The sequence below is a fragment of the Bradyrhizobium sp. USDA 3315 genome (assembly GCF_054056795.1).
The window spans coordinates 1,408,182-1,429,819 of record NZ_JBSRYP010000001.1 but is presented as its reverse complement, the minus strand read 5'-3'; the positions used below and the strand labels follow the sequence as shown (position 1 = coordinate 1,429,819).

At 62.4% G+C, this 21,638-nt stretch carries 15 protein-coding genes; 8 read left to right on the top strand and 7 right to left on the bottom strand.

Going from position 1 to position 21,638, the window contains the following annotated elements; genetic code table 11:
* Window positions 1-212 precede the first annotated feature (212 nt).
* On the bottom strand, window positions 213-2,480 hold the full coding sequence (locus ACVIYL_RS06610; protein ID WP_456778048.1) for a DUF2235 domain-containing protein: 2,268 nt from the start codon (window positions 2,478-2,480) through the stop codon (window positions 213-215).
* A 220-nt stretch (window positions 2,481-2,700) separates the two neighbouring features.
* On the opposite strand from ACVIYL_RS06610, the gene ACVIYL_RS06605 reads away from it, so the two are divergent.
* On the top strand, window positions 2,701-3,120 hold the full coding sequence (locus ACVIYL_RS06605) for a hypothetical protein (RefSeq protein WP_225163223.1): 420 nt from the start codon (window positions 2,701-2,703) through the stop codon (window positions 3,118-3,120).
* A gap of 162 nt (window positions 3,121-3,282) precedes the next feature.
* Here ACVIYL_RS06605 and ACVIYL_RS06600 read toward each other — a convergent pair whose 3' ends face one another.
* On the bottom strand, window positions 3,283-4,461 hold the full coding sequence (locus ACVIYL_RS06600; protein WP_456778047.1) for an ABC transporter substrate-binding protein: 1,179 nt from the start codon (window positions 4,459-4,461) through the stop codon (window positions 3,283-3,285).
* Between the two features lie 151 nt (window positions 4,462-4,612).
* On the opposite strand from ACVIYL_RS06600, the gene ACVIYL_RS06595 reads away from it, so the two are divergent.
* Window positions 4,613-5,611 carry a winged helix-turn-helix domain-containing protein gene (locus ACVIYL_RS06595; protein WP_456778046.1) on the top strand — a complete coding sequence of 333 codons (999 nt, stop codon included), beginning with the start codon at window positions 4,613-4,615 and terminating at the stop codon, window positions 5,609-5,611.
* A 20-nt stretch (window positions 5,612-5,631) separates the two neighbouring features.
* On the opposite strand, the gene ACVIYL_RS06590 is transcribed toward ACVIYL_RS06595, so the two are convergent.
* Window positions 5,632-6,252: a TetR/AcrR family transcriptional regulator gene (locus ACVIYL_RS06590; RefSeq protein ID WP_456778045.1), complete on the bottom strand. Its 621-nt coding sequence runs from the start codon at window positions 6,250-6,252 to the stop codon at window positions 5,632-5,634.
* Between the two features lie 52 nt (window positions 6,253-6,304).
* On the opposite strand from ACVIYL_RS06590, the gene ACVIYL_RS06585 reads away from it, so the two are divergent.
* The 5 genes from ACVIYL_RS06585 (at window position 6,305) to ACVIYL_RS06565 (ending at window position 14,483) form a co-directional block, all read left to right on the top strand.
* A complete protein-coding gene (locus ACVIYL_RS06585; RefSeq protein ID WP_456778044.1) occupies window positions 6,305-6,562 on the top strand; it encodes a hypothetical protein in 258 nt (85 codons plus the stop codon).
* 287 nt (window positions 6,563-6,849) lie between these two features.
* Window positions 6,850-10,320, top strand: coding sequence for an acyl-[ACP]--phospholipid O-acyltransferase (locus ACVIYL_RS06580; protein ID WP_456778043.1), 3,471 nt, complete (start codon window positions 6,850-6,852; stop codon window positions 10,318-10,320).
* Window positions 10,321-10,395: 75 nt separating this feature from the next.
* Entirely contained in the window at window positions 10,396-12,171 is a 1,776-nt protein-coding gene (locus tag ACVIYL_RS06575) for an NAD(P)-binding domain-containing protein (protein WP_456778042.1), read from the top strand.
* Window positions 12,172-12,200: 29 nt separating this feature from the next.
* Complete coding sequence (locus ACVIYL_RS06570; RefSeq protein ID WP_456778041.1) at window positions 12,201-13,163, top strand: alpha/beta hydrolase; 963 nt, start codon at window positions 12,201-12,203, stop codon at window positions 13,161-13,163.
* A gap of 234 nt (window positions 13,164-13,397) precedes the next feature.
* Window positions 13,398-14,483 (top strand): IS4 family transposase, encoded by a 1,086-nt coding sequence (locus ACVIYL_RS06565; RefSeq protein ID WP_253604643.1) that lies wholly within the window; start codon window positions 13,398-13,400, stop codon window positions 14,481-14,483.
* Window positions 14,484-14,702: 219 nt separating this feature from the next.
* On the opposite strand, the gene ACVIYL_RS06560 is transcribed toward ACVIYL_RS06565, so the two are convergent.
* From ACVIYL_RS06560 to rpmB, 4 genes are all read right to left on the bottom strand, one after another.
* Window positions 14,703-14,930: a hypothetical protein gene (locus tag ACVIYL_RS06560; RefSeq protein WP_016843499.1), complete on the bottom strand. Its 228-nt coding sequence runs from the start codon at window positions 14,928-14,930 to the stop codon at window positions 14,703-14,705.
* A gap of 834 nt (window positions 14,931-15,764) precedes the next feature.
* Window positions 15,765-18,407, bottom strand: coding sequence for a DEAD/DEAH box helicase (locus ACVIYL_RS06555; protein WP_456778040.1), 2,643 nt, complete (start codon window positions 18,405-18,407; stop codon window positions 15,765-15,767).
* Window positions 18,404-19,282, bottom strand: a complete 879-nt coding sequence (locus ACVIYL_RS06550) for a HamA C-terminal domain-containing protein (RefSeq protein ID WP_456778039.1) — start codon at window positions 19,280-19,282, stop codon at window positions 18,404-18,406. The genes ACVIYL_RS06555 and ACVIYL_RS06550 overlap by 4 nt, the downstream gene beginning before the upstream one ends.
* Window positions 19,283-19,564: 282 nt before the next feature.
* Window positions 19,565-19,873 carry a 50S ribosomal protein L28 gene (gene rpmB, locus ACVIYL_RS06545; protein ID WP_028341882.1) on the bottom strand — a complete coding sequence of 103 codons (309 nt, stop codon included), beginning with the start codon at window positions 19,871-19,873 and terminating at the stop codon, window positions 19,565-19,567.
* A 354-nt stretch (window positions 19,874-20,227) separates the two neighbouring features.
* Here rpmB and ACVIYL_RS06540 point away from each other — a divergent pair, with 354 nt between their 5' ends.
* Window positions 20,228-21,058, top strand: a complete 831-nt coding sequence (locus ACVIYL_RS06540) for a DUF3108 domain-containing protein (RefSeq protein WP_168858678.1) — start codon at window positions 20,228-20,230, stop codon at window positions 21,056-21,058.
* Window positions 21,059-21,638: the final 580 nt, after the last annotated feature.

Below are 21,638 nucleotides of genomic sequence, written 5' to 3'. Positions count from 1 at the left end.
TGATGAGAAATATCCGGTCGACATGAACCTGGCGCGTCAACGTCGCCCGGCGACCCCTGAAGTCGCGTCGGATCGTTCCGGGCGTCGGGGCAGCTGATCTAGCAAGGAGAGTATGCCAGACAATCTACAACCTGGTCTGTCGGCAGGATCACAGATCGGTCACGTCGTGCGCACCCGTTGGGCCGCGATGCTGTGGGCCCGATCGCGGCTCCCTACAGCAGCCGCACCGTGACCTTCGCCTTGCCCTTATGGTCGACGTAGAACCATCCGCAGACCCAGGGCAGGCTGATGACGGCCTGGTTGACGTAGAGGAAGATCTCGCCGCTGCGATCAGCGGTGAACCTCGCCTTGTAGACCTGCGGGTCGGTGTTCGACACCGGCAGGGGGTCGAGGAAATACTCGTCGACGCCGGTCTCTCCGACCCGTGCGATCAGCCTGAACCACGGCCGGAACAGGATCCGCCGCAGGAAGATCGCAAAATAGCCGCGCAACTGCTTTGTGCCTTCGATGGTCGAGGTCCGGTATCCGATCGGCGTCACCGCGCGGCCGGCGTCCTCCCATGGCTCCGACATCGTGATCGCGATCTCGTACTTGAATCCCGTGCGCACCTTGAGACCGGTCGGCGCACAGATGGCGCCGGTGTCGAAGTCGGCGGCATCCTGCGGGATGCCCTTGTCGACGGCGACAAGCTTGTCCGTTGCAGTGCCCTTGCAGAATGCCCCCGTCGAATCGGCGAGATTGAACAGGAAGTGGCTGACCAGCGTCGCGCTGAACCAGACCAGCAGGGCCGTGAGCAGGAAAGGGACGACATGCCGCTTTCCGACATTGAGAATCCACTGATAGACCGCGCTGGTACGGAATCGATAGATCGCATCGTGCATGAACCCGGAGAGTGGCGTCGGCTTCGCGCGGTCACGCCAGATGATCCGCATCCTGTCCCGAATCGTGGCGCTGAGCGAACTGCCTGCACCCATCAGCACGATGACAGCGAGGATGCCGCCGGCGAACCATTCCGGGTTGCCGGCGTACCAATCGGTCCACCAATGAAAGGAATCGGGCAGAAACGATTGAACGAAGCGCACCAGCTCAGAGATCATCCTGACAGGTGAGCTGAATTCGTGCTCCTTGTGCTGGTTATGGAACAGCCAGAACGCGGCCAGATGCAGCGACGCCGCCAGCGTGGCGAAGTAGGCGATCCGCCGCATCCAGACGTAGTTCCACAGCTTCTCCTGCGCGGCATAGCGCGCCGGTGCGCCCGCAGGCGTCTCAAACGTATTGGCGCCGAGCGGGGTGACCTGGCCGCTGCGCGAGACGACCACGTAGTTCGGCGGAAGTCCGATCGGGGCATAGGCATTGGCGCCGCTGTCGATCCGCTCGAACACGCTCTCGTGGATCTTCGGCATCGGCACGCTGACGCCGGCATAAGGATCGTTGCAGAGGTCGGCGACCTTGCGCGGACCGTACCGGTAGTACGCGCCGAGGCCGGCCCGGGAATCGTAGAGGCGGCCATCCTTGTCCTCGGAGGACTTGATTGACTTGATCGCGTCAGGGTCGGCGATCGGTGCGCTCTTGAATGCGAGGCCGCGCTTGACGGCTTCGTCGACCAGCCAGGCCAGCGGCACGAATGCGACGGCGTCGTCCGGATAGCCGCCGCCGACATTAGCATGCATTCCGACGAACCAGACCTGGACGAGGCGCTCGCCATCGATGCTGGTCGGCACCGCGGGCGCGGGCTGTCCCGGCTCTTGCTCGGTCCAGAGCACCGGATGAAAGGTCGTGCGCTCGTCGTCGAGCGCCAGCGCGTGTCGCGCGCACTTGACCTTTGGGCTGAGAATCCGGTTCGGCAGTTCGAGCGGCCACACCCAGTTGGAGATGCCGCGCGTCATCTCGTCGATCGGCAGGCCATAGGCCGCGACGGTGTCCCAGATGCCGATGAATTCGATCGCTGGCACCGGCTTCCGCGCGATCCTTGCATACGGCTTGTTGCCTCGAAGGCGATCCCACAGCGGCACAAGAACATAGTCGCGCAGCGCGCGGAACAGCACCTCGATGCGCCAGATCGAGTGGTAGCCCTCGGCCCGGTATGCGCGATAGGCCTTCACCGCGCCGTCGTGCAGCTCGGATTCAGTGTCCGCGACGATCAGGCCCTGATCGAGGATGAGTGCGGCGAGCGTGCGCACGGTGAACGCGCCGCGGCTGAATCCGAACAGGTAGACCTTCGAATCGTTCGCGTGGTCGTAGTTCCGGCAGATGAACTTGTAGGCGTCGAGGATATTGCGCTTGAGACCGTAGCCGAAGGCGCCGCCGAGGATTGCCAGCGGAATGAATTTCGACGTGCCGACGCCGTCATCATACTTGGCGGCCTGCGTATTGCCCTGCAAATCGAGCGACTGGAAGATCCGCCAGACATTGGTGCGCCAGACGCTGGAAGCGGCGTTGCCGGTGCCATCGGACAGAATAATGATCTTCGGACTCGGCATTGAAAGACGCTCGCTGAAACGAATGAAGCGGATGGCGCAGCGTAGCAGGGACCGGATCGTTTGCTACCTTTGATCGCTCTTTAATCATTCCATGCCGCGATAGGTGTGAACTAGCGCACAAAGCGTCACGTGGTCGCGGCCATGTGAGAGGTGACCGCTTTCGCGTTGCTGCGAAAAGGCCTAGCCTAATAGCGGCGCAATTCATTGATGAGGCACAGCCATGCGCAGCCACGTCAGAAAATTTGCCCACGTCCTTGAGCGCTTCGGCCTTGCTTTGGCGGGAGCCGCAAGCGGTCTGTTTGTCGCCATCCATGTCGGCTCGAGCGTCTCGGCGCTGACCTCGCAGGCGTTCCTGCTCGTCATGATGCTGGGCGGAGCGATCGGCTTCTATCTCGGCATCGATACACCCCCCAAGCTGTTCCATCCGAAGGATACGGCGTCGATGCGCAAGATCGACGCGGCGGAGCTGCTCGGCGCGATCGGGACCTTCCTCGCGACGATGGTTGCGTTCTTCTCGGTTGGCGTCGTCGTGCTGCGCAGCGAGCCGGAGATCGGCTGGACCGCGGCCATCATGGCGGGCTGGGTGCTCGGCGTTGCCATGCAGATCGTCGGCGGCACGATTGCGCGGGCGCGCGCCTGAAGCGTCGGAGTGGCGTTGGACGAGGCTGGTTTGCTGGCTCGGGATCGGTCGTGTTGCAGGGGGGATGGTCTGAACGCAAGTCCTGTGTCGGCCGTCACCCGCTATGCCGGGACACCGCAAAGGCCTACGCGCCAAGCCGGATCAGCTGCTACTGCGCCTCCCTCATCGGTTCGCGACCTTGGTGGGGTCCTTGACCGCCTTGAACGTCTCCTGCTCGACGCTGTAGAGCTCGCCGCCGACCTTCTCGACCCTGCGAATGTAGATGTCGTGGACGACTTCGCGCGTCTTCGGGTCGATCGACATCGGGCCGCGCGGGCTTTCCCAGGCCATACCCTTCATGGCTTCGACCAGCGCATCGCCATTGGTCTTGCCGCCGGTCACCTTCAGCGCCTCGTAGATCAGATGCATGCCGTCATAGGCGCTGACGCTGATGAAGTTCGGTCGAACATTCGCGTTGGCCTTGCGAAACGCCGCGACATAGTCGCGGTTCAGGTCGGATGGATGCGCGGCGGAGTAGAACCCCGCCGTGATCATGCCGATCATCGCATCGCTCATGCCCGGCAGGTCCTCGTCGTCGGCGATGTCGCCGGGGCCGATCAGCTTGATCCCGCTCTTGTCGAGCCCACGCTCGACAAACTGCTTGGCCAGGATACCGGCCTGGCCTGTCGGGACAAAAATGAACAGGGTGTCGGGATTGCCATCCCGCGCGCGCTGCAGGAACGGCGCGAAATCGGGGTTGGCCAGCGGCACTTTCAGCGCTTCGACGATCGTTCCGCCGGCCACGGTGAAGCTCGCCGAAAATACGCCGGCGGCTTCGCGCCCGGGTGCCCAGTCGGACGCTATGATGGTGGCCCGTTTCGATCCGTTCCGCGCCGCCCAATCCGCCAGCACGCTGGCCTGCTGCGCGTGCGTCCAGCTGGTGCGCACGAAGTAAGGCGACCGTTCGGTCACGATCGACGTGCCCGATACCATGACGACGGTCGCCGTCTTGCTCTCATTGGCAAGCGGCGCGAGCGCCAGCACGCTCGGCGTCAGTCCGCCGCCGAGGATCGCGACCTCGTCGTTGACGATCAGCTCCTGCGCAATGCGCTTGGCATTGTCGGGCAGGCTGGCATCGTCCCGGACGATCAATTCGATCTTGCGGCCGGCGACCATGTCACCGTGCTGCGCCATGTAGAGCCGCGCCCCGGCGACCGCCTGCTTGCCGACCGGCCCCAGAACGCCGGTCAATGGCATCACCAGCCCGACCCTTACGACGTCCTGCGCCTGGGTGGGTCCCGGTCGCACCGCCGCAAGCGCCAGAACGGCCCCGACCAACATGGCAAACCGGGTACTCGACATGGCCAACCTCCCGCGAGCCCGGAGATGATGCTGGGCCGGTTCGCGACTATCGGCTTCGCGCCAGGGAAGTCCTGATGAAGAAGTGACAGAACGGCGAATTTCCTGCTAAATTTTCCCGATTGGTGCCGTCTGTGGGCATGGAGTGACCTCTATGGACCCGGCGACTGAATCCGTTTTGATATTTGATTCCTTTGAGCTTGATCTCGCCCGCGGCGTAGCCCGCGTGGATGGCGTCGATCTCGATCTCAGGCCGAAATCATTCGCGGTGCTCGGCTATCTCGCCGGCAATGCCGGGCGGCTGGCATCCAAGCAGGATCTGCACGAGGCGGTCTGGGGTAACGTCGCGGTTTCGGACGACTCGCTCGTCCAGTGCATCCGCGAGCTGCGCCTGAAGCTGCGCGATGATGACCACCGCATCATCAAGACGGTGTCTCGCCGCGGCTATCGCCTCGACGCCAGGCCGGTGCCGCCGCCGCACGATCATGGATCGCAGAACGTCTCGCGCCGAACGTCCGCTCCCCGCGGCATCGCGGCACGCTTGGCCGCGCTTCCCCGATGGTTGATGATCGCCGGCCTGTCGGTGATCGCCTTCGCATCATTCGCATCCGTGCCGCCGCTCGCCAACGGGATGTGGCATCCTCTGGCCGAATTGGCGCACTGGCTTGTGCCACAGGATCACGGCATCGTGCCGGAGCAGGATGTCGAGCGGATCACCGCGCTGGCCGCCGAGAAGCAGCTGCCGCTTCCCGCCTATCGCGTTCGCGCGCCGGCAAGCGACGTACCGGACAATGTCCGCCGCTTTCTCGGCGTGTGGGTGAGTGACCAGGGATGGATCAATTCGCACCGCCAATTCATGATGATCGTCACCAATGTCGATCGGGACGGTGTCGCGACCGGCTATCTCGTGAACGGCCCGGCGATGCCGCACAGCCGTGTACCCGGGCCGGGCTTTTCCGGCGGCTTCACCGGATATGTCGTCGACGACGTCTTGCGCTATGACGGCAATACCGGACTGCATTCCGCCTCCATCACCGCGGATGGGCGGATCGAGTTCAAGCTCGTCTTCCGTGAGGGAGGTACCAGTGTCGTGTTCCTCGAACCGCTCTGGACCCTTGCCCACCCAGGCCCCATTGCACGCAATCAAACCTGATCGAAGCGCATCCGGTGTGATTACGCGCGCCGCGAAACACCGAGCCCCGCCAGATGCGTGTCGACGAACTGCGCGAGGCGCTCGCGCAGCATCTCAGGCGGGACCGCGACCATGCGCTCTTCGAGGCCGAGCGAGATGATGCCGTGGACCGCGGAGAACATCGTCCGCGACAGCAGCGCGACGTCGCCGGGATCGCGATCGGGCAGCAACCGGAGCAGCGGCGCATGCATCAGCGCGAACGCGTCCATCACCATCGTGAGGATGTCTTCCGGAAACGGCCGATCGTCCTCCATCCGGTGCTCGAACAGCGAGCGCAGCAGATTGGCGTGCTCGGTGGCGAAGCCGAGATAGGCGTCGGCAAGTCCGTGTAGCTGGCGCAGGGGATCGTCGGCCGGGACCGCCTTGAGGCGTGTGGTCAGGGCGTGAACGGTCTCCCGGTTCACGGTCAGGATCAACCCGTCGAAGTCGCCGAACTCATTATAGACACTGCCGATGGAGCAGCCGGCGGCCTCGGCGACATCACGAACCTTGAGTGATCTCAATCCTTTAGTGGCGATTGACCGGCGCGCGATCTCGATCAGCAAGGCTCGCCGCTGAAGTTTTTTTCGGTCTCGTCGCGATTCTTCTTGAACAATGTTCATTTTCATACTACTAATTTGAGCGTTGCTCAAGTTGGCATAGGAGGCCACTCAAATGCAGACCCTAGCACTTCAATTGACCACCACCCTTGTCGATGACGCGATCGAGCTCGTGAAGGACTTCGGCCGCGCCGTCCTCACTCTGGCGACCGCGCCGATCGAGCGGATTGCCCGCGCCTGTGACGTCGCAGGCGTCCTGGAGCAGCGGCGCGCGGATCGGCGCGCGCCGCGCCAGGCGGCTGCGAGCGGAGGCCGCTGCAAGTCGCGCAACTGCCGATGGTCGCCGTTCGGCGGCTTGAGTGAACTGACCTGAAGCACGCGGGCCGCAATTGTCGGCGAAACCTCAACAAAGCGCTCACCATGTCCCCTGCGAGCCCGTCCGGCGTCGATCAACCCCAGGTCTGGATAAGGTCTCGTACATCTCTGGCGGGCAATGTCGCGACGTCCCGGTGCGACCGATTTTGCGCGCCTTCGAACCGATACGTTGCGGAAAAGACTAAAGGCTGCGGCATCCCCGTCATTTTCTCCACGCTCACCATTCTCTGCCACCCGAATTCGCAGGCCTGCCAGCGCCGTGCGCGCTAACCCAAGGAACCGGTCATGATCAAGGAATTGATGACGTCCCGCCGCTTCGCGCCGCTGTTCTGGTCGCAGTTTTGCTCGGCGTTGAACGACAACGTGCTGAAGAACGCGCTCGTCATCATGCTGCTGTATGGCGTCGCCAACGAGCAGGGGCCGGCGCTGGTCCAGCTCGCGGGGGCGGTGTTCATCGCTCCGTTCTTCGTGCTGTCGGCGCTCGGCGGCGAGCTCGCCGACCGCTACATCAAATCCGTCGTCGCCCGCCGGCTGAAGTTCTTCGAGATCTTCGCCGCGGCGTTTGCCGCCGCCGGCTTCTTCACTCATTCGATCCCGCTGCTGTTCATCGCGCTGGCGCTGTTCGGCATCGTCGCGGCGCTGTTCGGCCCAGTGAAATATGCCGTTCTGCCCGACCAGCTGTCGGTGTCCGAACTCGCGACCGGCAATGCGCTGGTCGAGGGCGCAACCTTCATGGCGATTCTGATCGGCACCATCGCGGGCGGCATGTTCGTCGCCGGCGCCAGCCACATGGGCTGGATCTGTGCCGCCGTGGTCGGCCTGTCGGTGCTGTCCTGGGGCTTTGCGTCACGGATCCCGGTGACGCAGCCGTCCGCGCCGGATCTGCCGATCACCAAAAATCCCTGGACCTCGACCGTGCGCCTGTTGAAGTCGCTCTATGCCGAGCCGCGGCTGTGGGACGGCATGGTGATCGTGTCCTGGTTCTGGATGGTCGGCGCGATCGTGCTGTCGCTGCTGCCCGCGCTGATCAAGGAAGGCGTCGGCGGCACCGAGGGTGTGGTCACGCTGTGCCTTGCCGTGTTCGCGATCGGCATTGCCGCCGGCTCGCTGTTCGCCGCGCAGCTGAGCCATGTCCGCCCGAACCTCGCGCTGGTGCCGATCGGCGCCATCGTGATGGGCGTGGTCGGCCTCGACCTCGCCTGGGCGATCGCCACCACCTCGCTTGGCAAGGACGTCACCGCGGCCGCATTCGCGACCTCGTTCGGCGGCTTCCGCATGCTGGCCGACTTCTTCCTGTTCGCCTTCGGCGGCGGCCTGTTCGTGGTGCCGTCGTTCGCTGCCGTGCAGGCCTGGACCGCGCCGTCCGAGCGCGCCCGCATCATCGCCGCAGGCAACATTTTGCAGGCCGGCTTCATGGTCGCCGGCGCGGTGTTCGTCGGCGCCCTGCAATATATCGGCCTGCCGATCGCCTGGATTTTCTTCGGCCTCGCCGTCGCGAGCTTCGGCACCGTCTGGTTCGTGCTGAGCAAGTGGGGCAAGGAGGGCGTGCGCGACTTCGGCGCGCTGCTGTTCCGGGCGCTGTTCCGCGTCGAGGTGCGCGGCATGGAGAATCTGCCGCCATCGGGTACGCGGATGCTGATCGCGCCGAACCATGTCAGCCTGGTCGACGGCCCGCTGCTGCACGCCACCTTGCCGATCGATGCGAGCTTCGCGGTCGACACCGGCATCTCCAAGGCGTGGTGGGCCAAGCCGTTCCTGAAGATGATCAAGCACTACACGATGGACCCGACCAAGCCGCTGGCCGCGCGCGACCTGATCAAGCTGGTCGCCGCCGGCGAGCCGGTGGTGATCTTCCCGGAAGGGCGCATCACGGTCTCCGGTTCGTTGATGAAGGTCTATGACGGCACCGCGATGATCGCCGACAAGGCCGATGCGGTCGTCGTTCCGGTCCGCATCGAGGGCGCGCAGCGTTCGCATCTCAGCTATCTCAAGAATGGCGAGATCAAGCGCTCCTGGTTCCCCAAGGTGACGATCTCGATCCTGCCGCCGGTGAAGCTGCCGGTCGACCAGTCGCTGAGGGGCAAGGCGCGCCGCAATGCCGCCGGCGCCGCGCTGCAGGACGTGATGATCAACGCCATGGTCCAGAACGCGATGCTCGACCATACGCTGTTCGAGGGCCTCGGCCACGCCTATCGCGACCGCGATACCGGGAAGCCGATCATCGAGGACGCGCTCGGCACCAAGCTGACCTATCGCAAGCTGATCCTCGGCGCCCAGGTGCTGAGCCGCAAGCTCGAGCAGGGCACCGCGGTCGGCGAGAATGTCGGGGTGCTGCTGCCGAACTCGGCCGGCGTTGCCGTCGTGTTCATGGCGCTGCAGACCATCGGCCGCGTGCCGGCGATGCTCAACTTCTCGGCAGGTCCAGTCAATGTGCTGGCGGCGATGAAGGCGGCGCAGGTGAAGACCGTGCTGACCTCGCAGGCCTTCATCGAGAAGGGCAAGCTCGACAAGCTGATCGCGGCGCTCGCCCGCCAGGCGCGCGTCGTCTATCTCGAGGATGTCAGGGCCGGCATCGGCCTCGCCGACAAGGTCGCGGGCTTCCGCGCCGGCATCGCGCCGCGCGTCGCCCGCAAGGCCAACGATCCCGCGGTCATCCTGTTTACCTCGGGCTCGGAAGGCACACCGAAGGGCGTCGTGCTGTCCCATCGCAACATCCTCGCCAACGCGGCGCAGGCGCTGGCACGGGTCGATGCCAATGCCAACGACAAGGTGTTCAACGTGCTGCCGGTGTTCCACTCGTTTGGTTTGACCGGCGGCATGATGATGCCGATCCTCGGCGGCATCCCGATCTTCATGTATCCGTCGCCGCTGCATTACCGGATCGTGCCTGAGCTGATCTACCAGACCGGCGCGACGATCCTGTTCGGCACCGACACCTTCCTCACCGGCTATGCCCGCTCGGCGCATGCCTATGACTTCCGCACGCTGCGGCTCGTCATCGCCGGTGCGGAGGCGGTGAAGGAGCGCACGCGGCAGATCTACATGGAGCGCTACGGCATCCGCATCCTCGAGGGCTATGGCGTCACCGAGACCGCGCCGGTGCTGGCGATGAACACGCCGATGGCCAATCGCCAGGGCACCGTCGGCCGCATCTCGCCGCTGATGCAGTACCGTCTCGATCCGGTCCCCGGCATCGAGGAAGGCGGCCGCCTGTCGGTGAAGGGCCCGAACGTGATGCTCGGCTATCTCCGTGCCGAGAATCCCGGCGTGCTCGAGCCGCTGCCTGAAGGCTGGCACGACACCGGCGACATCGTCACGGTCGACGCGCAGGGCTTCATCGCGATCAAGGGTCGTGCCAAGCGCTTCGCCAAGATCGCCGGCGAGATGGTCTCGCTGTCGGCGGTGGAGGCGATCGCGGCTGCGATCTGGCCGCAGGCGATGTCGGTTGCGGTCACGCTGCCCGATCAGCGCAAGGGCGAACGCATCGTGCTGCTCACCACGCAGAAGGACGCCGACCGCGCCGCGATGCAGCGCCAGGCCAAGAGCGTCGGCGCCTCCGAGCTCGCGGTGCCGGCCGATATCCGCGTCATCGACAAGGTGCCGCTGCTCGGCACCGGCAAGACCGACTATGTCGGCGCCACTGCATTGGCCAAGGAAATAGCAGCGGAACTCGCCGCGGCGCCTGCGCCGCAGGTCGAGCCCGCCGGCGATGAGGGCGAGGCCGAGCCGGCGCGGCTGGCGCAACACGTTGCATGAGGCTTGGCATGATGGTTGTGCTTTTCGGGACCATGTTGTCAGATAGACGGCAACTGCTCCCGAGAAAGCACGATCATGCTGGACAAACTGAACCCGGCTACGGAGGACGCGCCTGAACTTGCCGCCGAGCAATGGATCGGCGCGCTGGATGCGGCGTTCGCGAGCCGCTCCGCCGAGGCTCTCGCCGCGCTGTTTGCGCCCGAGAGCCACTGGCGCAATATCTTCGGCATCTCCTGGCGGTTTGCGACCTTCAGCGGGCGGCAGTGCGTCGTTGCCGAACTGCTTGCGCGCGCTGAAGCGGCCGGCGCGCGCGGATTTCGTCTCGATGACCGTGCCTTGATACCGCGGCGGGCCGTGGTGGCCGGACGCGAGGTGATTGAGGCCGTCTTCACCTTCGACACGTCGAACGGTCCCGGCACCGGCGCGGTCCGCCTGCTGCATGAGAGGGGCGGAAATTCCGCGGCGTGGACGTTCTCCACGATGCTCGACTTCAACCGCATCTGCGAGGCGCGCGCCGACGGCACTGCCGAGCAATCCCACGCGCGCGATTTCGCCGCACCCGACTGGCTGGAGCAGCGGCAGGCCTCGCGCGCCTATGCCGACCGCGAGCCTGACGTACTGATTGTCGGCGGCGGCCATGCCGGCATCGCGGCCGCGGTCGAGTGCAAGCGGATCGGGCTCGATGCCCTGATCGTCGATCGCGAGCGGCGCATCGGCGACAATTGGCGGCTGCGCTATCGCGGGCTCAAGCTGCACAACAAGACGCCGGTCAATCTGTTTCGCTACCTCCCGTTCCCGCCGAGCTTTCCGGACTACATCCCGAAGGACAAGATCGCGAACTGGCTGGAGAGCTATGTCGACATCATGGAGCTCGACTTCTGGACCGAGACCTCGTTCGAGGGCGCGCGCTATGACGATACGACGCAGCGCTGGACCGTGACGCTGCAAGGGACCAGCGGCCCGCGCACGCTGCATCCGAAGCACATCGTGCTCGCGACCAGCGTCAGCGGCACGCCGAACATTCCCAGGATCGACGGCATCGGGAATTTCGAGGGGAAGGTGCTGCACTCCAGCGCCTTCGCGGCCGGGCGCGAATGGGCGGGGCGTTCGGTCGTCGTGTTTGGCACCGGCACCAGCGCGCATGACATCTGCCAGGAGCTGCACGCCGCCGGTGCCGACGTCACCATGGTGCAGCGCAGCCCGACCATGGTGGTCAATGTCGAGCCCGCGCAGCTCTACGACAAGACCTATCTCGGCGACGGACCGGCGATCGAGGTGCGCGACATCCTCAATTCCGGCGTGCCGCTCCCGGTGATGAAGATCGCGCACAGGATCATCACCGACGAGGTCAAGCGGCTCGATGCGTCGTTGCTGTCGCGGCTGGAGCGCGCCGGCTTCCGGCTCGAGTTCGGCGAGGACGGCACCGGCTGGCCGCTGAAGTTCCGCTCCCGCGGCGGCGGCTATTACTTCAATGTCGGCTGCTCCGAGCTGATCGCCGACGGTAAGATTCGCCTGATCCAGGCCGCCGACATCGCTGATATCACCGCCACCGGTCTTGCGCTGAAGGACGGCACGTCGCTCGGCGCCGAGCTGTTCGTGCTCGCTACCGGCTACAAGGGCCCGGACCATCTGGTCGGCAGATTGTTCGGCGAGGACGTCGCCGAGCGCGTCGGCCGGGTCTGGGGCTTCGACGATGCGACGCAAGAGCTGCGCAACATGTGGACACGCACGCCGCAGCCCGGCCTTTGGTTCGCCGGCGGCGCGTTCTCGCAGGCCCGCATCTACAGCCGCTTCATCGCGCTGCAGATCGCAGCGATCGAGGCCGGCACGCTTTCCAAGCAACTCACCTGAACTCCACGCACTCGCACTGAAGGACTCCCATGCCGCTTCCGCTCGATCCCGTCATTGAGAAGATCATCCCGCTGCTGCCGCTGCGCGATCCCGAAACCATGACGCCGCAGAGCTGTCGCGATTCGCTCCGGGCGTTGGCGGAGGCGCGCAAGGCGGTGCCGCCGCCGCCGGTCGACGTGGCACGCGATATCGAGGTCGCTGGCGCCGCCGGCAAGCTCGGCGCGCGGCTCTATCGCAACGGCCGCGGCACGGCGCCGACCGTGATCTTCTTCCACGGCGGCGGCTGGGTCGCCGGCGATCTCGAGACGCATGATCGCCAGGCCCGCAACCTCGTGATCGACACCGGCGCTGTCGTGATCTCGGTCGATTACCGCCGCCCGCCGGAGACGCACTTTCCAGGGGCCTTCGAGGATGCGTTCGCCGCGATCCGCGACGTGGTCGCGCGGATCGATGAATTCGGCGGCGATCTCGCCCGCGTCGGCGTTGCCGGCGATTCCGCGGGCGGCAATCTCGCCGCCGCCACCGCGCTGGCCTGCCGCGACGCCGGGATCAGGCTCGCCGGGCAATTGTTGGTCTATCCCGTCACCGACGTGGTCGGCAATTTCGCCGATCCGGGCGAGAACGCCAAGTTTCCGTCACGCGCCGAGAATGCGGACGGCTACTTCCTGACGCGGGCGACGATGCAGTGGTTCTGCGGGCACTATCTCGCCGACAAGGCTGAGGGCGCCGACTGGCGCGTCTCGCCGCTGCGCGCGAAGAGCCTTGCGGGTGTGGCACCGGCGGTGGTCACCACAGCCTGGTTCGACCCGCTGCGCGACGAGGGCCATGCCTACGCCGAGGCGTTGCAGGCGGCCGGCGTGCCGGTGACCTATCATTCCGGCGAGGGGCTGATTCACGGCTATTTTGGTCTCGGCGACGCGTCGGAGGCCGCACGCGCCGAGGCGCAGCGCGCGCGGGCGGATTTTCGGGTGTTGCTGGAGCGGGGCGTCTAATCTCCGGTCGTCCCGGCCTTTGTTGGCGAACGGACTCTAACCTCCTCGTCGTCCCGGCGAAGGCCGGGACCCATAACCACCGCAGCCTGTTGCAGGAGCGGGCTGCGGCTCCAGCGTCGCGCCACGCCATCCAGTCGGGGTAATGGGTCCCGGCCTTCGCCCATAGGCGCTAAAATAGGATTTGCGCCTTGGATTCGCTTGTGATTCCAAGATGGAATGGCACACGAATCGCTTGTGAACAAAGATTGGGCGCGCGTTGTCGCCCGACTTGGCGGAGCCGAGGCTCTGAACATTAGCGCGCGCAAGACGAAGGCGTTTGTCCGTCCGCGGGAGATCAGCAATGCGGTCGACTTGCTGCGCCTGATCTTGGCTTATTGCCTTGGTGAGAAAGGGCTGCGGTTGACGGCGGCATGGGCCACGTCGGTTGGGCTTGTCGATATCTCCAACGTGGCTCTGTTGTATCGCTTACGTCAGTGCGGAGATTGGCTGGCAATCTTGGTCGAGCAGGCGCTTGCCGCCGCGGCGCCGAAGGCGAGCCGCGGTCGTCTGATCCGTATTGTTGACGCCACGACGGTCCCCAAGGCTGGGACGAGCGGCAGGAACAAGAACGCAGTGTGGCGTATCCATAGCGCGTTCGATCTTCCGCAGGAGCGCTTTGGTCACTTCGAACTGACCGATCAGCGAGCGGGCGAGACGCTGGATCGGATACCGGCGGTTGCCGGTGAGATCCGTCTTGCCGATCGCGCCTATCTGCAACCGGAGCGCATGGCGCATCTCGTCGATGCCGATGCGGACTTCGTGATCCGGGCCGGCTGGAAGAGCGCGCGCTGGCTCGATGCCGAAGGTAATCTTGTTGACCTCACTGCCGAACTGCGCAACGCCTCGGCGCGTGGCCTGATCGATCGGCCGATTTGGATAAAGCGCAAGTCAGGTGCGCCGCCGCTCGCAGTGCGTCTGGTTGCCGCGAAGAAGCCGGCGCAAGCTGCTGCGGCTGCGCGACGCAAGGCGCGCCGGACTGCACAAAAGGGAGGTCATCAGCTCTCCAGGCAAACACTTGACGCCGCAGATTGGGTGATCCTGGTGACCTCACTCAGGCCAGAGGACTTCACGACTGCAGATATCCTCGCCCTCTATCGGCTGCGATGGCGCATTGAGCTCGGCTTCAAGCGGCTGAAAAGCCTGATTGGCCTGAAGGGACCTCCCGGAACCGACGAGCGGTCCGCCAGACCCCATATCCTCGCTCATCTGCTGATCATTCTATTGCTCGAGCCGCTCGTCGACGAACTCGAAGACTCTCCCCGCTTGGCCGACGCCGCCTGACCCACCCAGTGACGTGGCGTCTGCTGCGCCAGCTCGTAGCTTCGCTACGGCAAGCGATCATTCCACAGCCCGCAATCGCTCTACTCTGCAGAGCCAGTCACGCTCTCCGGCGACATCTACGCGAGCCACCCAGACATAAGCGCCACTATCAGACTATGATCAAACTATCTTAGCGCCTATGGGCCTTCGCCGGGACGACGTGATGAGAGAGCGGAATCCTTAACGATACCGCACGCTGCCGGTGGTCACCGGATCGGTCGGCAGCACGGTGGCGCCGGCTCTGCTGGCGGCGGCGGAGGTGATCATGCCGGGCTCGGCCGCGGCCTGCACATTGCGGGGCGGGTTGAATTCGAGGATGACGAGGGCGGCCGTCGCGAGCACCGCCACGGCGGCGGTTGCAATCGCAGGCACCAGTCTTCCGCGCGGATCGGCTGCGCGAACTTGCATTGACGAATTCCTTTATCGGGGTCGTTCTTCGGACGTGATGTAAGAACGGCCAGGCTTCTTCCCAAGAGTGCGGCGCACATGCCTCACAATCAGTTGTGCCGGCCGTGATGTCCCTCACGGTGTTCGAGACGATACGGGCTTGGCCTGCGTCGAATCGCAATCGTGTCGGACGGCTTGTTTGCACACTAATATCTGGAAGAGATCGTGGCGTTTTGCATGCGCCTCATGCGCTCGTGATGATGCGCAGTGATGTTGTGATTAACGGGCGCGCGAGGAGCCGCTTTTGCCTTTATTCATAGGGTTTCTTTATTGGTTAAGGCGCGGGCGTTAAGCGTTTCTTCACGCCCGAACAGCGCATCAGCAGAGATTCGCGCTGCGGCGAGTGATGACACCGCTGTCATTGGCAGCAGCCGTCAGCGAATTTGCTGCAGCCTCCGCGGATGCCGCCGTCATTGCGAGAAGCAAAGCGACGAAACAATCCATCTCTCCATGCCCATTATGATGGATTGTTTTGCTTCACGTGTCATCACGCAAAGAAGAATCCACCACTGGCTGGTCAAGACCACACACCTTCACCGTCCGCCATGCGGCACGGTCGTCTCGCGCACCCCTCGCGCCCACCGCATCCAGCACTCAACGTCCGCGACGATCGAGATACGCTCCTCTTAGAGGAGGTGGGACGCGGTGTTTTTACCCGTGAGTTGAGATGTCGGGGGAAGAGGAATATTTTCTTTGAGGTGACTGGATAGGGTGTGACGCCTTGAAAAAGCGAGGAAATTTCGAGTCTTGGCGCGCGATTGTCGAGTAGAATGCGATTTCGCACCGACGCGACGGTCAGTCCGCCGAGGCTGACGAAGCGACGTCGTCGTCTGGAAAAATACCAAGAACTTTTCTTCGGACCTCGCTCAATATGACTGAGGGAATATTCATTCCGTCAAACTGGTCATTGTGGTCCTCGATCCACTTCCTGGCCTGATCGCGATCCAAATTGTCGAGTGCGATTTTATCGTGGAGTTCAACGGCGGTCATTCGAGACAACCCAAGTTCAATTAGTGAAACAAGCGTACGGGTCGACACCCCAAACTCTAATGCGACGCTGACATCCATGTCAGTCGAGATGAGATCCTCGCGACCTACACTAGTGAGGTGAAGCTTCAGCGTCTCCATATACGCGGACAAATATTTGGGTGCGCGAAATCGAGCTACTTGCTCAATGAGCTCCATAGTGTTTCGAATGAGCTGAGGGAGCTTAAACGGACGTCGTCGGCGGTTCTGATATGCAATCCGAGCTTTGATAACCGACGCCAATGAGTATCCTTTTAGCCACTCAATGACGACAAGCACATGCAACGGAACAAGAGTCGGTGGTTGGAAAGCTGGATACAGATGCTCATTGATAGTTTCGAATATTCTTACGAGCCGAGGAAAGGCGTCGCTGCTTTCAGGAGCAGCCGGCAATAGGTCTTCAACATCGCCCGGATAAGCTTTGAAGAAATTCATTAGATGCTGCATCCCAACTGCATTTACACCTGAATGCCGCTCCGCGAGTGTGGCTGGTAGCGAGATGTTGGAAGAGAGTTGACCGAGCGACGCATTGATTGAGTGCAGAAACTCTAGGTCATGTCGCTTCGCAAAGGGGGCGGACAGTATTGAGCCCTCCCGCAGGTAAAGCGTTAAAAGATAGCCGCAAACTTGCTCCAGCTGAGAAACCTGACCTAGGCCGGATGTTTCTCGCTGCCATCTACCGTCGATGAATTCTTGGATTGCTTCGCGATCCCGAAATACATAGTCGGTTTCTCTTTCGATCGGATAGCGCTTTCTCTGAGGGACACCGTCGGGCCAGGCGTTCGGTTCTTCAGGATCAACACATACGATATTGCCTTGGAACTCATTGCCCCATCGCCCAGCGCGACCAGCTAGATTCCAAAAGTCATGTGGTTCCATTGGTTGCCCGACGCCTTTCCGTGGGCCCCGAACAACGATTGTTCGGCAAGACAAGTTTACCCCTTCGATCAAAGTCGACGTGCAAACGAGGAACCGAATTTTCCCTTTGCGGAAGAGCCGCTCGATTTCTTCTCGCAACAGAGAGGGCATGTTGCCGTAGTGGAATGCGACTCCCTTTCGCGCAAGCGAAACGAGTAGATAAGACTCGTGGACACCACGTCGAGCTAAGTCGGCTAGAGCGGCTAACTCTTGGTCCATCTCGGGCGTAGCGGTGTCGACGAGCTGCCCGAGAAGCGACGCAACTTCTTCTGCTTCCGCGGCGCCATTGGTGTAGACGAGAGTGCCTCCCTTTTGGCCCGCGGCAGCAGCGATCAGCGCGAGCTTCTTTTTTTGCGAGGTAGGACGTGCTGGAAGAACGAGGGTTCCTATTGAGACAAGTTCATTATTCGGCCGTCGCAGCTTTAGCTCCCAATCGGTGGTGCGCCTGGGACGTTGGGTTGCCAAAATAACGTTCTGAAGGACCATCGGAACGTCGCTATCGATGGCCTGTGTCTCGGTGGTGGAAGGAGCATCGTCCAGCAGTGTCTCTGGATTTTGGGTCGCTGGACTAACGAAGATCATCCTGATCTGGGGATTGCTGCGCGTCACTCGTTCCAAGGCTTCTTGCAGCACCACGCCACGAAGTCGATCGCCCACCTTGTGAGCCTCGTCTGCCACAAGGATGTCGATCTTGACATCTGTATTCAGGACATTCGCGAGTAGATGCAATCGCTCCTGAGTGAATACAAAAACTACCTTTCTCGTCCCATTCTTCGCGTCACCATATTTGGCGGAAAGAGGTAGAGACGTCACGTCGATATCCTCAATTTCCGATCGCTTCAGTAGCGTGTTGAGATTGTCTTCGATCTCACTGACCAGTGCGCGGGTTGGCGCGAGATAGACGGCGACGTGCGCCCCGGAAGTTTTGATCTCGTCAACGAGCCACTGGAGAACAAGGAAGGTCTTGCCCGAGGCCGTCGGGGCCGAAGCTGAAATCCATGAATTTTGTCGGTGGGCCTCGTTCCAAAAGCTTTGTTGGAATGGATTGACGTGCAACCACTGTCCTGTGTGTTCGACGAGTATTGAGTTCTCGAAACTCCTAGCGAATGCCTCGATTCGTGCTGTGATACCTAGGCGGCTTTCAAGGTCCGGCTGAAGGAGGTTGCGCTTTGATGCTAGCTGTATTGCGCGATAATTTGATAATTTCTGAAGCAGGATCGCTCCTGCGTCGCGAACATTGCGGCGATCTCCAATGCTCAGCGCGGCGGTTGCTATCCGAAGTGCGGCTTCCACTCGATCCCGATGGTGGGATTTTGCCAGTAAGCTGCCTGCGAGAATAAGTCGCTCCCAATCGAGTTCGTGCAGTTGTTTTGCAACGCTCTCTCGGAGTGAAATAGAGCCAAACTCCGAAGTGACGGTCGCCAACGTTACGAGAGCCAAGTCATCTCTTATGCCCTCCGATAATAGCCAATCGTGAAGCTCCGACTCGTTCACGGTGCTTTTCCAAGTGCTTTAAGGAACGCATCCCTGAATGCAGAGACGGAAGGCATAGGAACGCAAAGAAATTCGATCTCAAACTTGTCGAGCTTTTCCTTTGAAATTCGATTTCCGACTTTCTCGGCCCATTCTTCGATAGCGCTTTGGGCGGCAGCAACAATCTCAGCCGGGAAAGCTTTCTTGTGTTCGTCTGGATAGAATTCTACGTCGAAGCCAACGAGAGCAACGCCGCAATACTGAACGCGGTTAGACTGAGGTGAAGACTTGTCGAAATACCTCCGGAAGGCGCTTGTTAGTTCTTGGTTGTTGAGGTCTGCTTTGTCGCTCAGCAGCAAGAGGTCGCGTTCGCGGCCGGCATCTTCGCTATCGGGCTCAAGAAGAAATGGGGAGAGGCTGGTGAGGCAGTCTCTAATTGCGTCTGTTACATGCTCGTAGACCTTGGACTCCGCCCAATAGAGCTTAATGACGCCGTCGTCGGTAACTCTCGCGTAGACTCCGTCAGCGCCATGATAGTGAACTGCTGAGTCAGTTTTGAGGTCCATTTTGCAAAGCACTTGCGGCATCTTCAGGAAGCGCTCGCAGAGAACGGACAATAGCATCTCGCCACCTTCGCCAGTCTTAGCGAGGTCGGTAAAGAGATTGATCGCCTCGTGGTGCAGGCGACTTACTGCTCCAGAGGAATGAAACTTGATGTCGCGCTCCCGGGCTGCGGCGAGCTTGCTTTTCGGTATCGCGTAGTCAGCCAGCATTGCCCGCATGAACTCAGCGAGGCGGGCAATTCTTACATGTCCGCCAGCATCAACGGTAAGACAATGGCAATGGAGCGCCACCTTAGTATTTTCAATCGCAACGTCTTGTTGAACGAGTGTCAAATGAACGTTGAGTTCTTCAGGGTCCCCGGCCAGTATGCTCTGTAATAACTCCGGCGTGATATCGCTCAGACAACTCTCCCCGCAATCGTACCGCTCGGATCAAGATAGCGGATGGCGAGTAAACGCGACAAGGCTCCTACAACCAAAGATAGGTGGATGGGCTGACCAGCTAGCGCCCCCTGGCGATAGGTCTGCGGTGCAGCAAAGGACCCAAAACAAAAACGGCCGGGTCATCGACCCGGCCGTTCAAAACTCTCCGCGAATTCCGCTCCCGCGTCTCGCTCAGCTCGCCTTCTTCACCGGGGCCGGCTTGCCGACCTTCTTCTCGATCGCGCGCTTCAGGTCGAGGGCGCGGGGCGAGAGCACGTCGGCCTTGGCCTTGAGCAGATAGGCGTCGAGGCCGCCATTGTGGTCGACGCTCTTCAGCGCGTTGGTCGAGACGCGTAGGCGCACGTTGCGGCCGAGCGCTTCGGAGATGAAGGTGATGTTGGCCAGGTTCGGCAGGAAGCGCCGCTTGGTCTTGATGTTCGAGTGGCTCACCTTGTGGCCCGTCTGGGGGCCCTTGGCCGTCAGTTCGCAGCGCCGGGACATCTTACAAAATCCTTATTGCATCCCCGCCGCTCGAAGGGCGTGCAATCACACGGCCCGCGCGGGGGTTTTGAATTCGCGTCCATTTTCCAGGAACCGCGGGTGTATAGGGGGAGAATACCCGAGCGTCAAGATTATATCGCCGCATGCGGGGCACCGGAATTGCTGGTTCATAAGGTCTTCCAGCCACTTAACGGCGGATATGGCAACCATATAAAGGGCGTATTCGGCTGCAAGTCTAGGTTCCATACAAGATGCGCCTTGTTGTCCGGCCGAATTGAACGCCGAAATGGACAACGGATAGAGCGCCGATAGCAGGACCGTCAGGTAGGTTAAGTGACCACCGCCATTGCCATTTTGCCCCCGCTCGGCCGGCTGCTCGGCCTGTGCGCCGGCGCATTGCTGCTGTTCTGCGCCGAGCGTGCGAGCGCGCAAGGGAGGCTCGACGCCCAGTATGAGGCGACGCTCGCCGGTATCCCGGTCGGCAAGGGCAGCTGGACCATCGAAATCGGCGACGACAGCTTCTCCGCCTCGGCCCAGGGCGGCACCGCGGGCCTTCTGAAGGCGTTTTCCGGCGGCTCCGGCGCGGGCGCCTCGCAGGGCCGCGTCGTCAACGGCGCGCTGGCCGCCACCTCCTACACCGCGACCACCACCACCTCGAAGAAGTCGGAGACGATCCGGATGGTGCTGGCCAATGGCGGCATCAAGGAATCCGCGATCGAGCCGGAGCCGCCGGTCGATCCCGACCGCCTGCCGGTGACCGATGCGCAGAAGAAGAACGTGTTCGATCCGATGACCGGCTCGTTCCTGCGCGCGCCCGGCAATGCCGAATTGATGAGCCCGGATATTTGCCGCAGCGGCGCCGGCATCTTCGACGGCCGCATGCGCTACGACCTCAAGCTCGATTTCAAGCGGGTCGAGATCGTCAAGGCCGAGCGCGGCTATCATGGCCCGGCGCTGGTCTGCGCGCTCTATTTCGTGCCGATCTCGGGCTACATCCCGGATCGCCCGGTGATCAAATATCTCGCCGCCCAGCGCAACATCGAGATCGCCTTCGTGCCGATCGCCGGCACCCGCCTGCTGGTGCCGTTCCGCATGACGATCCCGACCCCGCTCGGCCAGGCCATGCTGGAAGCCACCTCCTTCGTCACCACGGCCGCGCCGCCGCGCGTGGCGAAGACGCAGTAACCCTCTGTCGTAGCCCGGATAAGCGAAGCGCTATCCGGGGACAGTCGTCCCGCATATCGCTTCGCTCATGCGGGCTACGCGGTAGCCAGACCGTCACCCTGAGGCGAGGGTAAGAGTTCTTCCCTTTTCCCCTTGTGGGAGAAGGAGGGATGAGGGGTTCGCTCCGCGGAGACAGACCCCTCACCCGGCGCCTGCGGCGCCAACCTCTCCCACAAGGGGAGAGGTTACTTCGGAGGCGCTACGCGGCGCGCGGAATGCAACGAACGTCACCGGAATCCAGTTGACTCTTGTCCGCTTCTGATTCGACTCGGACGCCCCTGGAACTTAAGGAATTCAGTCCGCATATCCTGTGCTTGTGGAGCCCTCTCAAACTTGATCTAGTGCCGCCGCCGTCAGCCTACCCGAGATGTTGCGGTGAACGTATCAGGTCCCAAATCGAGTCAGCGATTCGGCCGCGATTCGTTCTAGAGTCGTTCCAGAGCTTAAGGTAGGCGCGGAAAGCGTCGCATTGTGAGACAGATTTTGTGAAAGGACGCGTGAAGGAGTGAAGACCAGAGCGTCAATCCCTCACCGTCACCCT

What these genes read in the sequence shown, in the direction of transcription:
- ACVIYL_RS06610 (WP_456778048.1), bottom strand. Translation starts at nt 2,480, where the DNA reads ATGCCGAGTCCGAAGATCATTATTCTGTCCGATGGCACCGGCAACGCC.
- ACVIYL_RS06605 (WP_225163223.1), top strand. Translation starts at nt 2,701, where the DNA reads ATGCGCAGCCACGTCAGAAAATTTGCCCACGTCCTTGAGCGCTTCGGC.
- ACVIYL_RS06600 (WP_456778047.1), bottom strand. Translation starts at nt 4,461, where the DNA reads ATGTCGAGTACCCGGTTTGCCATGTTGGTCGGGGCCGTTCTGGCGCTT.
- ACVIYL_RS06595 (WP_456778046.1), top strand. Translation starts at nt 4,613, where the DNA reads ATGGACCCGGCGACTGAATCCGTTTTGATATTTGATTCCTTTGAGCTT.
- ACVIYL_RS06590 (WP_456778045.1), bottom strand. Translation starts at nt 6,252, where the DNA reads ATGAACATTGTTCAAGAAGAATCGCGACGAGACCGAAAAAAACTTCAG.
- ACVIYL_RS06585 (WP_456778044.1), top strand. Translation starts at nt 6,305, where the DNA reads ATGCAGACCCTAGCACTTCAATTGACCACCACCCTTGTCGATGACGCG.
- ACVIYL_RS06580 (WP_456778043.1), top strand. Translation starts at nt 6,850, where the DNA reads ATGATCAAGGAATTGATGACGTCCCGCCGCTTCGCGCCGCTGTTCTGG.
- ACVIYL_RS06575 (WP_456778042.1), top strand. Translation starts at nt 10,396, where the DNA reads ATGCTGGACAAACTGAACCCGGCTACGGAGGACGCGCCTGAACTTGCC.
- ACVIYL_RS06570 (WP_456778041.1), top strand. Translation starts at nt 12,201, where the DNA reads ATGCCGCTTCCGCTCGATCCCGTCATTGAGAAGATCATCCCGCTGCTG.
- ACVIYL_RS06560 (WP_016843499.1), bottom strand. Translation starts at nt 14,930, where the DNA reads ATGCAAGTTCGCGCAGCCGATCCGCGCGGAAGACTGGTGCCTGCGATT.
- rpmB (WP_028341882.1), bottom strand. Translation starts at nt 19,873, where the DNA reads ATGTCCCGGCGCTGCGAACTGACGGCCAAGGGCCCCCAGACGGGCCAC.